The following is a 13,513-nucleotide window of genomic DNA, read 5'->3' on the forward strand; positions in this document are numbered from 1 at the left end:
ATGGAACTGTATCTGGATACCGCCAACGTGGCGGAAGTTGAACGTCTGGCCCGTATTTTTCCGATTGCTGGCGTCACCACCAACCCGAGCATAGTCGCTGCGAGCCGCGAACCCCTCTGGGATGTGCTGCCACGCCTGCAACAAGCCATCGGTCCGGAGGGCATTCTGTTTGCGCAGACCTTAGCTCGCGACGCCGACGGTATGGTGGCCGAAGCTAAACGCCTGAACAATGAGTTTGCGGGTATCGTGGTGAAAATCCCGGTAACCGCAGAGGGTCTGGCGGCAATCAAGATCCTGAAAAAAGAAGGTATTACGACACTCGGCACCGCCGTTTATAGCGCGGCGCAGGGTTTACTGGCGGCGGTTGCTGGCGCGAAATACGTTGCGCCTTACGTGAATCGCGTTGACGCGCAAGGAGGAGACGGCATTCGCATGGTTCAGGAACTGCAATCCCTGCTGGAACTTCACGCGCCAGAGAGCAAAGTGCTGGCCGCCAGTTTCAAAACCCCACGCCAGGCCCTCGACTGTCTGCTTGCCGGATGTGAGGCAATAACCCTTCCTTTAGATGTAGCGCAACAAATGCTCGGTACACCCGCGGTAGAGTCAGCCATAGAGAAGTTCGAGCACGACTGGAAAAACGCGTTTGGTAACCTCAATCTCTAAAGGAGAAACGTTATGGACCGTATCATTCAATCCCCTGGTAAATACATTCAGGGCGCGGATGTTCTCACTCGCCTCGGCGACTACTTAAAGCCCCTGGCCGCACGTTGGCTCGTCGTCGGCGATAAATTCGTTCTCGGTTTTGCTGAAGAGACTCTGCGTAAAAGCTTCAAAGATGCTGAACTGCATGTCGAAATTGCACCCTTTGGCGGCGAATGCTCCCAGAATGAAATCGACCGCCTGCGCAAGCTGGCGAAAGGTGCCGATTGCCAGGCGGTGTTGGGTATCGGCGGTGGTAAAACGCTGGATACCGCCAAAGCACTGGCCCACTTTATGGATGTGCCGGTCGCCATCGCGCCAACTATTGCCTCCACGGATGCGCCGTGCAGTGCCCTTTCAGTTATCTATACCGACAGCGGTGAGTTCGACCGTTATCTGATGCTGCCGCATAACCCAAACATGGTCATCGTCGACACCAAAGTGGTGGCCGGTGCGCCTGCACGTTTACTGGCGGCGGGGATTGGCGATGCGCTGGCAACCTGGTTTGAAGCCCGCGCATGTTCCCGTAGCGGGGCTACGACTATGGCGGGGGGAAAATGCACCCAAGCCGCACTGGCGCTGGCCGAACTGTGCTACAACACACTTCTCGAAGAGGGTGAAAAAGCAATGCTTGCGGCCGAGCAGCATGTGGTGACGCCCGCCCTCGAACGCGTAATTGAAGCCAATACCTACCTGAGCGGTGTGGGCTTTGAAAGCGGCGGATTAGCCGCGGCCCATGCGATTCACAACGGCCTGACCGCCATCCCGGATGCCCACCACTATTATCACGGTGAAAAAGTCGCATTTGGCACGCTCACTCAACTGGTGCTGGAAAACGCCCCGCTTGACGAGATCGAAACGGTTGCCGCGCTGTGTCACAGTGTGGGCTTGCCAATTACCCTGGCGCAGCTGGATATTAAAGAGGATATTCCGGGGAAAATGCGTCTGGTGGCAGAGGCGTCCTGTGCGGAAGGCGAGACGATTCACAACATGCCGGGCGGTGTGATACCGGATCAGGTGTACGCAGCATTGTTAGTTGCCGACCAATATGGGCAGCGTTTTTTGCATGAGTGGGAATAGCTGAAAGTACCGGGTGGCACGGCCTAAAAAAATCGTAGGTCCGTGCAAGCGTAGCGCCGCCGGGCAAAAAAAATCCCCGCCAATGCGGGGATTTTTATGAGCACAAGATTACTGAACGTCGAAACGATCCAGGTTCATCACTTTCACCCAGGCCGCAACAAAGTCCTTCACGAACTTCTCATTGGCATCCTGACTGGCATAAACTTCCGCCAGCGCACGCAGCACCGCGTTAGAACCAAACACCAGATCGGCACGCGTTGCGGTGTATTTCACCTCTCCGCTTTGACGATCGCTGCCTGCAAACAGTTCGTTTGAGGCGTCGGTGGCTTTCCATTGGGTATTCATATCCAGCAGATTGACGAAGAAATCGTTGCTGAGCACGCCCACGCGATCGGTGAAGACGCCATTCTGGCTGCCGTCAAAGTTGGTACCCAGCACACGCATACCGCCTACCAACGCAGTCAGTTCTGGTGCGGTCAGCGTCAGCTGTTGCGCTTTATCGATCAGCAGAGATTCCGTTGTCGCTGCATCCTGATGGGCGCGATAGTTACGGAAACCATCGGCAACCGGCTTGAGCAGATCAAACATTTCAATATCGGTCTGATCCTGACGCGCATCTACGCGACCCGGTGTAAACGGCACGGTGATGTACGCGCCAGCGGCTTTCGCGGCTTGTTCAACACCCACTACACCGGCCAGTACAATGATGTCCGCAAGCGAGGCTTTATGGGCAGCTTTGTAGATACCTTCAAGTACCGGAAGAACCCTGGCCGCCGTCGCGTTCACATCCCAGTCGCGCTGCGGAGCCAGCGCCAGCCGTGCTCCGTTAGCACCGCCACGCTTATCACCGCCACGGAAGGTAGACGCTGAAGCCCAGGCAACAGACACCAGCTCACTGACCGTCAACCCGGATGCAGCGATATCGGCTTTCAGGCTTTCAATGTCTTCAGCCGTTGGCTGGAAGAACGGATACGGCAGCGGGTCTTGCCAGATCAGATCTTCTTTCGGCACTTCTGGGCCGATATACCGTGCTTTCGGCCCCATATCCCGATGCGTCAGTTTGAACCATGCGCGGGCAAAGGCTTCGTTAAATGCCTGCGGATCGTTGAGGAAGCGACGAGAAATTTTCTCGAATTCCGGGTCCATGCGCAGCGTCAGGTCGGTGACCAACATGGTTGGCTTGCGTTTTTTCGATGGATCGAACGGGTCAGGAATCATCTCTGGCGCGTCAACGGCTTCAAACTGAATCGCCCCTGCCGGGCTGCGAGTCTGTACCCATTCGAATTTGAACAGGTTCTCGAAGAAGTAGTTGCTCCACTGGGTTGGCGTTTGCGTCCAGACCACTTCCAGACCAGAGGTGATGGCATCTGCGCCGACACCGCTGCCGTGGGTGCTGCTCCAGCCTAAGCCTTGCGCTTCAATTGGCGCCGCTTCAGGGTCGACGCCCACATGCGAGGCTGATGCCGCGCCGTGCGTTTTACCCAACGTATGACCACCGGCAATCAGTGCCACGGTTTCTTCGTCATTCATACCCATGTTGCCAAAGGTAGCACGGATAGCCGCCGCCGCTGACAGCGGTTCACCGCTGGCGTTTGGCCCTTCCGGGTTGACGTAAATCAGCCCCATTTCGGTGGCCGCTAATGGACGTTTCGCCAGCGCTTCAGGATCGCGGTGCGCCAGCCAGGCTTTTTCGTCACCCCAGTTCACATCCAGGTCCGGTTCCCAGACATCTTCACGCCCGGCACCAAAACCAAAGGTACGGAAACCGGAGTTTTCCAGCGCCACGTTACCCGCCAGGATAAACAGGTCAGCCCAGGAAATTTTCTGGCCGTATTTTTGTTTAATTGGCCATAACAGACGACGCGCCTTATCAAGGCTGACGTTGTCAGGCCAGGAGTTCAGAGGAGCAAAACGCTGTTGACCGCGTCCTGCACCGCCGCGTCCGTCAACTGAGCGGTAGGTACCTGCACCATGCCATGCCATACGAATAAACAGGCCCGCGTAGCTGCCCCAGTCGGCAGGCCACCACGGTTGGGAATCGGTCAGAAGGGCTTTGAGATCGCCTTTTAAGGCGGAGTAATCAAGTTTGCTGAATTCTTTGCGGTAGTCGAAGTCTTCACCCAGCGGGTTCGAACGGTTGGAATGTTGGTTTAAAAGATCAACGCGAAGTTGTTTTGGCCACCAGTCACGAGTGTTGGTACCCGCTCCGGCGCTTTGGTCAGGCCCGCTTTGATGAAAAGGGCACTGTCCGGTTGATAACGTGTTATGGGTATCGTCTGTGCTCATATTTCTTTGCTCCCTCTACTGTATTTACCTTAAAGATATACACGTATGCTTAGAAGGTATAGTTGAGATAACGCACGGATTCGATAGTTATTTCCGTTTAATTAACCACTGAAATTATAAGCTCATTATTTGGCGAGGGCGGGAGCGTTGATATGGCAGGGAAAGTGGAGATGGCCTAAAACAAAAAACCCTCCGAAGAGGGCTTTTGTATTACAGGCCAGGCCGAACGCCGAGGGTGTGACAGATGGCGTAACTCATTTCGGCGCGGTTCAGGGTGTAGAAGTGGAAATCTTTTACCCCTTCGCGGCTCAAAATCTTCACCATGTCCATCGCGATGTTGGCTCCCACCAGCTTGCGGGTTTCGGCGTCATCGTCCAGCCCTTCGTACATTTTCGACATCCACAGCGGAATACGCACGTTGGTCATGTCGGCAAATTTTTTCGCCTGCTTGAAATTGGAAACCGGCAGGATGCCTGGAATAATTTCAACATCGATGCCCGCAGTGACGCAGCGATCGCGGAATCGCAAATAGCTTTCGACATCAAAGAAAAACTGCGTAATCGCGCGGTTTGCTCCGGCATCGACTTTACGTTTCAGGTTGAGCAGATCCGCCTGCGCGCTTTTCGCTTCCGGGTGTACTTCCGGATACGCCGCAACGGAGATGTCAAAATCACCGACTTCTTTCAGCAGCGCCACCAGATCGGTTGCGTACATGTCCGGCTTGCCGCTGCCCGGTGGCAGGTCACCGCGCAGGGCCACAATATGACGAATGCCGTTGTTCCAGTAATCCTGAGCGATGGTGCGCAGTTCGTCGCGTGTCGCGTCGATACAGGTCAGATGCGGTGCCGCTTCCAGACCCGTGCGATCCTTGATGCCTTTAATAATGCTGTGCGTCCGGTCGCGCTCACCGGAGTTCGCGCCGTAGGTCACTGAGACAAACTTCGGCTTCAGGCTGCTCAGGCGATCGATAGAGCTCCACAGGGTTTGCTCCATTTCACTGGTGCGCGGCGGAAAGAATTCAAAAGAGACGTTAATCTGGCCCTGCACTTCAGCCAGGCTCTGATTCAGGGCTTCCCGCTGGTTGGCGTGAAAAAAGCTCATACCTTACCTCATCAATCGCGTGTCATTGTTGTTGTGTTGTGAACTGCTATACGTTTAGACGTCTAGATGTAAAAATGACGGAAAAGCGGGATGCCGTCAACAGAAATCATCGGCAAATACGGTGAGGAATGTTCAGGGAAGATGAAGAAGGTTCATGATGGTGGGGTGGGTGAGCGCGGTCTGAGGCCCTCACCCCAAAGGGAGAGGGAGAAAACCGGCGTTGATCTTGTAGGCCCGGTAAGCGAAGCTCCACCGGGCACAGACAAAACCTACAGCAGTTGCGCCAGACGATTAATATCCGACTGGATCGCCCCGGCAGTGACGTCGCGTCCTGCGCCTGGACCACGAATCACCAGCGGATTATCGCGATACCAGCGGCTTTCGATGGCGAAGACGTTATCGCACGGCAGCAGCGCCGCCAGCGGATGCTCAGGGCGAACCGCTTCAACACCAACACGGGCTTTGCCGTTGGCGTCAAAACGGGCCACGTAACGCAAGACCAGCCCCATTTCACGCGCGGCTTCCAGGCGTGACACCATCTGTTCGTTCAGCTCGTCGCCGTTCTCGAAGAAGTGATCGACAGATCCCTCTTCGCAGCCCGACGGTACCAGCGATTCCACGCGTACCTGGCCCGGCTCGATGTCGTAACCCGCCTCACGCGCCAGAATCACCAGCTTGCGCATGACGTCTTTCCCGGCAAGATCCACGCGCGGGTCAGGCTCGGTCAGCCCCTGCTGCCACGCCTGATCCACCAGGTCCGTAAACGGAACCGTGCCGTCGAACTGCAGGAACAGCCAGGAGAGCGTGCCGGAGAAAATTCCGCTGATCGCCAGAATGCTGTCGCCGCTGTCGATCAGGTCGCGCACGGTGTGGTTGACCGGCAAACCGGCACCCACGGTGGCGTTATACAGCCAGTGACGACCGGTTTTTTCAAACGCGTCGTGGATCTGGCGGTATTTATCGGTGCTGCTCGCACCCGCCAGTTTGTTGGCGCTGATGACGTGGAAACCGTGGCTGGCAAAATCGAGATACTGATCGGCCAGCTGTTCACTGGCGGTCACATCCAGCACCACCAGATCGTCGTACGGGTGCGCACGCATCCACAGGAACAAAGACTCTTCGTCCTGTTCAATAGCTTCATCGTTGAAGAAGGCCAGCGCACGGCTGGCGTCCAGCCCGTCGTAATTCAGCAGGCTGCGGCGGCTATCCACCACCCCCGCTAGCACAAATTCAAAACCGGTGCGCGCAGAGAGCGTAGTTTGCTCACGGGCAAACAGCTCCAGCCAGCGGGAACCAATGTTGCCCTTCCCGAACAGCACCAGACCGATGCGTTTTTCAGCGCGGAACAGGGTGGTGTGTAGCCCCTGAATCAGGCTCTCGGTTGGGCCTTTGCGCAGCACGGCGACCAGGCTAATGCCCTCTTCCGACTGCCAGGTGAACTCCACCGGCTGGCCTTTCAGCTGCTGCCAGAAACGGTGGCAATGCAGCGGATTACGGGTGACGCCCGCGCCGACCATCGCCACCAGCGCCAGCCCCTGACGCAGGCGAAGTTCGCCCGGCAGACCGGCTTCATCAAGAATTTTCAGCGCACTATCGGCCACTTCAGCGGTGTAGCAGAACTGCAGCAGCTGGCGGTCATTGTGTACGCCAATGGCCAGCGGACGCACCTGGGCGCGCTTGAGGATCAGATCGATATCTTTGTGCGCCAGTTTGAAATCTTGTCCGGCAGGCACCTGGAATTCGATCAGGCAAATATCATCGTGGCTGGTGACAATACGCGCGCCTGTGCCTGAAGCCAACACGCGTTCGATACGGGTTGAGCCTTTATCTGGCGTATAGCTACAGCGCAGTTGCAGGTCGATATCGCTGCCCGAAACCGGCTGTAAGGTACGGGCGTGCAGGACTGGTGCCGCCAGTCGCGCCAGCTCGCTGGCTTCGTCGAGACGCAGCAGCGGCAGCAGACAGGCATCTTTTACTTTGCGCGGATCGGCGCTGTAAACCCCGGCCACGTCGCTCCAGATGGTGACGCGTGACGCACCCGCCAGCGCACCGATTTGCGTTGCCGAGTAGTCCGAACCGTTACGGCCCAGCAGCACAGTTTCGCCTGCATTGCTGCGGCTGATAAAGCCCGTCACGACAATGCGTTTGCCCGGATGCTGGACCAGCAATTGTTGCAGAAGCGGATACGAGAGGCCTTCGTCGACCTGGGGCTGTGCCGCACGTTCAGCACGCAGGAAATCACGCGCGTCGAGCCATGCGGCCTCAAGCCCTTGCTGTTCGAGGACCGCCGCCATCAGACGTGCAGACCAGACTTCACCGTGGCCGACCACTTCAGCGTAAACCGCATCGGTAATGCCGCTGTCCAGCAGTCCGGCCAGACGCTCCAGATCGTGCACAAAAGCACTGATAAGCGTGTCTGCCGCTTCCGCAGGCAGCAGGCCAGATATCAAATCACTCTGATAACGGCGTAATGTTTGTTGAACCTGATGCGCAGAAAGGCGATCGGTCTGGCTTAATTTCAGCCAGCTAATCAACTGGTTGGTAGTGCTGCCTGCCGCCGAGACAACCATCATGTCGCCCGGCATCGAATACTCCGCCATGATCCCCGCGACACGCAGGTAACATTTCACATCAGCAAGACTACTACCACCAAACTTGTGCAGCTGGCGACCCTTCGCCCCTGCCTGCGCTATCACACTCATGATTACCCCTTGGCTGCGACCCGGAAGGCATTTTCCAGATCGGCAATTAAATCTTCACAGTCTTCAATACCGGTTGAGATGCGTAACAGCGTCTCAGAAATTCCGGCGGCGGCACGCGCCTCTGGCGCCATGCCTGCGTGCGTCATGGTCGCGGCGTGGGAGATCAAGCTCTCGACTCCCCCTAAGGATTCCGCCAGCGTAAACAGTGACAACCCGCTCAGGAAGCGACGCAGCGTTTGCTCATCGCCATCCAGTTCAAAACTTAACATCGCGCCAAAACCTTTCTGCTGGCGCGCGGCAATCTCATGGCCCTGATTTTCCGGCAGCGACGGGTGATACAGCTTTTTCACCAGCGGCTGGTTTTTCAGGAACTCGACAATCGCCTGGGCGTTACGCTGCGCCACTTCCATACGCGGCGATAACGTACGCAGACCGCGCAGCAGCAAATAGCTGTCGAACGCGCTACCAGTGACGCCAATGTTATTGGCCCACCATGCCAGTTCGGTGACAACATCAGGATCTTTGGCAATCACCACCCCGGCGACCACGTCAGAGTGGCCGTTCAGATATTTGGTGCATGAATGCAATACCAGATCCGCACCCAGGGAAAGTGGGTTCTGCAGCGCCGGACTGAGAAACGTATTATCCACTACACTTATCGCTCCCGCATCCCTTGCGAGCTGACAAATTTTCGCAATATCGACGACGCGCAACAATGGATTGCTTGGACTTTCCACCAGAACCAGCTTTGGCTTCTCTGCAAGCGCTTGTTTAAGCGCCTGTTCGTCGTTCTGATCGACAAATAAAACGCGGTAACAGCCGCGTTTTTCCAGACTGTCGAACAGACGGTAGCTGCCGCCGTAACAGTCGTGCGGGGCCACCAGCAGATCGCCAGGTTTCAGGAATACCGTCGTCACCAGGTGAATGGCCGACATACCGGTATTGGTCAATACTGCACCTGCTCCGCCTTCAAGCTCCGCCAGTGCGCGTTGGGTCACGTCACGCGTAGGGTTGCCACGACGCGAGTAGTCATGCGCACGGGGTTCATTAAATCCGGTGAAATTGTAAGTACTGGAAAGATGAATCGGCGGGACAACGCAGCCGTACTGCTCGTCATCATTCAATCCGCTACGCACTGCGATAGTGGCCTGTTTACGCGTCATGGTGAAGGCTTCCTGGCTAATGAGGTGAAAAGTCAGGCACCAGAGTAAACACTGAAACTATAGACGTCAATACATCTGGACATCTAAACTTCTTTGCGTATAGATTGAGCAATGCGAGAATAGCCGTTAAAATTACATGCTTTAGTGCACGCCGCAGTCGCAATATCCGTGTCACGGTATCGTCTCTACGGTAAACTACGCCAGATTACGGTTGAAAGCCTTATCAAGAGTAGGGTTTTAGCCTTTATTAATGAATAAGAGGATTAAAGGTCTCATGGCTGAATGGAGCGGCGAATATATCAGCCCATACGCTGAGCACGGTAAGAAGAGTGAGCAAGTAAAGAAAATTACGGTTTCCATTCCTCTGAAAGTGTTAAAGATCCTCACCGATGAACGCACGCGTCGTCAGGTGAACAACCTGCGTCACGCGACCAACAGCGAACTGCTGTGCGAAGCATTTTTGCATGCGTTTACTGGTCAGCCGTTGCCGAACGATGAAGACCTGCGCAAAGAGCGTAGCGATGAAATCCCGGAAGCGGCGAAAGTGATCATGCGTGAACTGGGTATCGACCCGGATACGTGGGAATACTGAATTGCAGATACAAAAAAAGCGCCTTTCGGCGCTTTTTTTTCGGGTAGCTTATTTAGCGCCCGGGATGCTGAAACGCTTGTTGAAGCGGTCAACACGGCCACCGGTAGCAACGTCACGCTGCTTGCCAGTGTAGAACGGGTGGCACTGACCACATACGTCCAGGTTCAGATCGTGACCCACTGTAGAGCGGATTTTGATCGCGTTACCGCAAGAGCAGTTTGCAGTAATAAAATCGTATTTCGGGTGAATATCTTTTTTCATGGGGAGAACCTCAGTTAAGGCCGCGTCGCTCTTCCAGCCCTAACGCCAGACACCACGCGATGTTGAATGTATGTTCTTTGAAGCAAAATGCACCAAAGGCGGCGAATCATACAGAATCCAGCCAGCGGTTGCAAACTGATCCGCACACCTACAGCATCTAATGTGTATACTAACGCGCCACTTTTCAAGTCAGGAAGATTCGATGCCCGTCGCTCACGTTGCCCTGCCCGTTCCGCTTCCCCGCACCTTTGACTACCTGCTGCCCGACAGCATGAGCGCCAAAGCGGGCTGTCGCGTCAGCGTGCCGTTTGGCAAACAGCAGCGCATTGGGATCGTGGTGTCGGTGAGCGATAAAAGTGAGCTGCCCCTCAACGAACTGAAAGCCGTCGTTGAGGTGTTGGACGATGAACCGGTCTACTCCGCCAGCGTCTGGCGTCTGCTGCTGTGGGCCGCCGATTACTATCATCATCCGATTGGCGACGTGCTGTTCCACGCTCTGCCGATTTTGCTGCGCCAGGGAAAAAGCGCCAGCCACGCACCGTCGTGGTACTGGTTTGCCACTGAGCAGGGCCAGGCCGTGGATATCAACAGCCTGAAGCGCTCCCCCAAACAGCAGCAGGCGCTGGCCGCGCTGCGTCAGGGTCGGATCTGGCGTCATCAGGTGACCGAACTGGATTTTAACGACGCCGCGTTACAGAGTTTACGTAAGAAAGGTCTGTGCGAGCTCGCCAGCGAAGCCCCCGCCCTGGTGGACTGGCGCGACGGATTTTCCGTGGCGGGCGACAGGCTGCGTCTCAATACCGAACAGGCGACCGCCGTCGGCGCAATTCATAGCGCGTCTGACCATTTTTCCGCGTGGCTACTCGCGGGCGTTACCGGCTCCGGTAAGACCGAAGTCTATCTGAGCGTTCTTGAAAACGTGCTCGCCCAGGGCAAACAGGCGCTGGTGATGGTCCCGGAAATCGGGCTGACGCCACAAACCATCGCCCGTTTCCGTGAGCGTTTTAACGCCCCGGTTGAAGTGCTGCACTCCGGTCTAAACGACACGGAACGCCTGAGCGCCTGGCTCAAAGCCAAAAACGGCGAGGCGGCGATTGTGATTGGCACTCGCTCGTCACTCTTTACGCCGTTTAAAAATCTCGGCGTCATCGTTATCGACGAAGAGCACGACAGTTCCTATAAACAGCAGGAAGGCTGGCGCTATCACGCCCGTGACCTGGCGGTGTATCGCGCCCATAGCGAACAGATTCCGATCATTCTTGGCTCGGCAACGCCCGCGCTGGAAACGCTGCACAATGTGCGGCAGCGGAAATATCACATGCTGCGCCTGACGCGCCGCGCGGGGAATGCGCGCCCGGCCACGCAGCACGTGCTGGATCTGAAAGGTCAGCCAGTGCAGGCGGGATTAGCTCCGGCCTTAATTGGCCGTATGCGCCAGCATTTGCAGGCCGATAATCAGGTGATTCTCTTCCTCAACCGCCGCGGATTCGCGCCAACCTTGCTGTGCCATGACTGCGGCTGGATTGCCGAGTGCCCGCGCTGCGATCACTATTACACCCTGCATCAGGCGCAGCATCATCTGCGCTGTCACCACTGCGACAGCCAGCGCCCTGTGCCGCGCCAGTGCCCGTCGTGTGGCTCCACACATATGGTGCCGGTCGGGCTGGGCACCGAGCAGCTTGAGCAGTCGCTTGCGCCGTTTTTCCCCGGCGTGCCGCTGTCGCGCATCGATCGCGACACGACCAGCCGTAAAGGGGCACTTGAGGAGCAACTGGCAGAAGTTCATCGTGGCGGCGCGCGTATTCTCATTGGCACGCAGATGCTGGCGAAGGGTCACCACTTCCCCGACGTCACGCTGGTCGCTCTGCTGGATGTCGATGGCGCGCTGTTTTCCGCTGATTTCCGCTCCGCCGAGCGCTTTGCCCAGCTTTATACCCAGGTCGCGGGTCGCGCCGGACGCGCAGGGAAACAGGGCGAAGTGGTGCTGCAAACCCATCACCCTGAGCATCCACTGCTGCAAACCTTGCTGCATAAAGGCTATGACGCCTTTGCCGAGCAGGCGCTCGCCGAGCGTCAGACGCTACAATTACCACCGTGGACCAGCCACGTCATTATTCGTGCAGAAGATCATAATAATCAGCAGGCCCCGCTTTTCTTACAGCAGCTGCGCAATTTGCTGCAGGCCAGCCCACTGGTGGACAATCAGCTGTGGATTTTAGGCCCTGTTCCGGCGCTGGCGCCTAAACGCGGGGGCCGCTATCGCTGGCAGATTTTGCTCCAGCACCCGTCTCGTGTGCGTCTGCAACACGTGATCAGCGGCGCGCTGGTACTCATTAATACCTTGCCAGAAGCACGTAAGGTGAAGTGGGTTCTCGACGTCGATCCGATTGAGGGTTAGAGAAAGGTGCGAGAGTGATCGAAAAATTTAACGCACCTCACACTTTTTATGAAAATTCTGTAACCGCTTCCACACACTATCTGTAAAAATGAATTCAGTCAGAAGTTCGGTGGTCCTGCGAGGAGAAGACGTTGAAGTCCAGGAAAGAGGTTGCTTCAGCGACCATGAAAGACGTTGCCCAGAAAGCGAAAGTTTCCACGGCAACGGTGTCCCGCGCATTAATGAACCCGGATAAAGTCTCTCAGGCGACGCGCAATCGGGTAGAGCAGGCGGCGCTGGAAGTCGGTTATTTACCGCAAGCCTTGGGACGTAATGCAAAGCGCAACGAATCGCGCACGATTCTGGTTATCGTGCCGGATATTTGCGATCCGTTCTTCAGCGAGATTATTCGCGGGATTGAAGTGACTGCTGCCGAACAAGGCTATCTGGTACTGATCGGCGATTGCGCCCACCAGAACCAGCAAGAAAAAACCTTTATTGACCTGATTATCACCAAGCAGATTGACGGTATGTTACTGCTCGGGTCGCGCCTGCCTTTTGATGCCAGCATTGAAGAACAGCGCAATCTGCCACCGATGGTGATGGCGAATGAGTTCGCGCCAGAACTTGAGCTGCCAACTGTCCACATCGATAACCTGACCGCCGCCTTTAACGCCGTGAACTATCTTCAGGAACTGGGGCATAAGCGCATTGGCTGTATCGCCGGGCCGGAAGAGATGCCGCTGTGTCATTATCGTCTGCAAGGCTACGTTCAGGCATTGCGTCGTGCGGGCGTGACGGTCGATCCTCACTATATTGCTCGGGGCGATTTCACTCTCGAAGCCGGTGGTCTCGCGCTGGAAAAATTACTCGCGCAGCCAGAGCCACCCACCGCCGTATTCTGCCATAGCGATGTAATGGCGCTGGGCGCGTTGTCCTACGCCAAACGTCGCGGTTTGCAGGTGCCAAAAGACTTGTCGATCATAGGTTTCGATAACATTTCGCTCTCTGAGTTTTGCGATCCGCCACTTTCAACAGTGTCACAGCCGCGCTACGAAATTGGCCGTGAAGCGATGCTGTTGCTTCTCGATCAACTGCACGGTCAGGTGGTCAGCAGCGGCTCGCGTTTACTTGATTGCGAACTGATCGTTCGAGGTTCCACACAGGCGCTTACTTAAAGTAAATGCCTTTCAGACTCCCTTATCTGGTCAAAGGCCCGCCGCTTAAGTAACATGGCGGGCTGACGAACGAA

10 protein-coding genes are annotated in these 13,513 nt (G+C 56.2%); 5 read left to right on the forward strand and 5 right to left on the reverse strand.

All coding sequences use genetic code 11. From position 1 onward, the window contains the following. Entirely contained in the window at positions 1–663 is a 663-nt protein-coding gene (fsa, locus tag JBO43_RS21045; protein WP_202674974.1) for a fructose-6-phosphate aldolase, read from the forward strand. A gap of 12 nt (positions 664–675) precedes the next feature. Further along, complete coding sequence (gldA, locus tag JBO43_RS21050; RefSeq protein ID WP_095283941.1) at positions 676–1,779, forward strand: bifunctional L-1,2-propanediol dehydrogenase/glycerol dehydrogenase; 1,104 nt, start codon at positions 676–678, stop codon at positions 1,777–1,779. 108 nt (positions 1,780–1,887) lie between these two features. Here gldA and katG read toward each other — a convergent pair whose 3' ends face one another. From katG to metB, 4 genes are all read right to left on the reverse strand, one after another. Then, on the reverse strand, positions 1,888–4,065 hold the full coding sequence (gene katG / locus JBO43_RS21055; protein ID WP_095283944.1) for a catalase/peroxidase HPI: 2,178 nt from the start codon (positions 4,063–4,065) through the stop codon (positions 1,888–1,890). Between the two features lie 210 nt (positions 4,066–4,275). Continuing rightward, entirely contained in the window at positions 4,276–5,166 is an 891-nt protein-coding gene (gene metF / locus JBO43_RS21060) for a methylenetetrahydrofolate reductase (protein ID WP_095283946.1), read from the reverse strand. Positions 5,167–5,435: 269 nt separating this feature from the next. Continuing rightward, positions 5,436–7,868 carry a bifunctional aspartate kinase/homoserine dehydrogenase II gene (locus JBO43_RS21065; RefSeq protein ID WP_202674975.1) on the reverse strand — a complete coding sequence of 811 codons (2,433 nt, stop codon included), beginning with the start codon at positions 7,866–7,868 and terminating at the stop codon, positions 5,436–5,438. 2 nt (positions 7,869–7,870) lie between these two features. Continuing rightward, entirely contained in the window at positions 7,871–9,031 is a 1,161-nt protein-coding gene (gene metB / locus JBO43_RS21070; RefSeq protein WP_095283949.1) for a cystathionine gamma-synthase, read from the reverse strand. 274 nt (positions 9,032–9,305) lie between these two features. Between metB and metJ the strand changes: the two genes are divergently transcribed. Continuing rightward, complete coding sequence (gene metJ, locus JBO43_RS21075; protein WP_015960995.1) at positions 9,306–9,623, forward strand: met regulon transcriptional regulator MetJ; 318 nt, start codon at positions 9,306–9,308, stop codon at positions 9,621–9,623. 48 nt (positions 9,624–9,671) lie between these two features. Here the strand turns inward: metJ and rpmE are convergent, their stop codons facing one another. Beyond that, complete coding sequence (gene rpmE, locus JBO43_RS21080) at positions 9,672–9,884, reverse strand: 50S ribosomal protein L31 (protein ID WP_015960996.1); 213 nt, start codon at positions 9,882–9,884, stop codon at positions 9,672–9,674. Positions 9,885–10,086: 202 nt separating this feature from the next. Here rpmE and priA point away from each other — a divergent pair, with 202 nt between their 5' ends. Both priA and cytR read left to right on the forward strand, forming a co-directional pair. Next, positions 10,087–12,282, forward strand: a complete 2,196-nt coding sequence (gene priA, locus JBO43_RS21085; RefSeq protein WP_202674976.1) for a primosomal protein N' — start codon at positions 10,087–10,089, stop codon at positions 12,280–12,282. Between the two features lie 131 nt (positions 12,283–12,413). Beyond that, entirely contained in the window at positions 12,414–13,439 is a 1,026-nt protein-coding gene (gene cytR / locus JBO43_RS21090) for a DNA-binding transcriptional regulator CytR (RefSeq protein WP_095283953.1), read from the forward strand. The last annotated feature ends 74 nt before the right edge of the window (positions 13,440–13,513 follow it).

Source organism: Lelliottia jeotgali, assembly GCF_016771845.1.
GTDB classification, from domain to species: Bacteria; Pseudomonadota; Gammaproteobacteria; order Enterobacterales; family Enterobacteriaceae; genus Enterobacter; species Enterobacter jeotgali.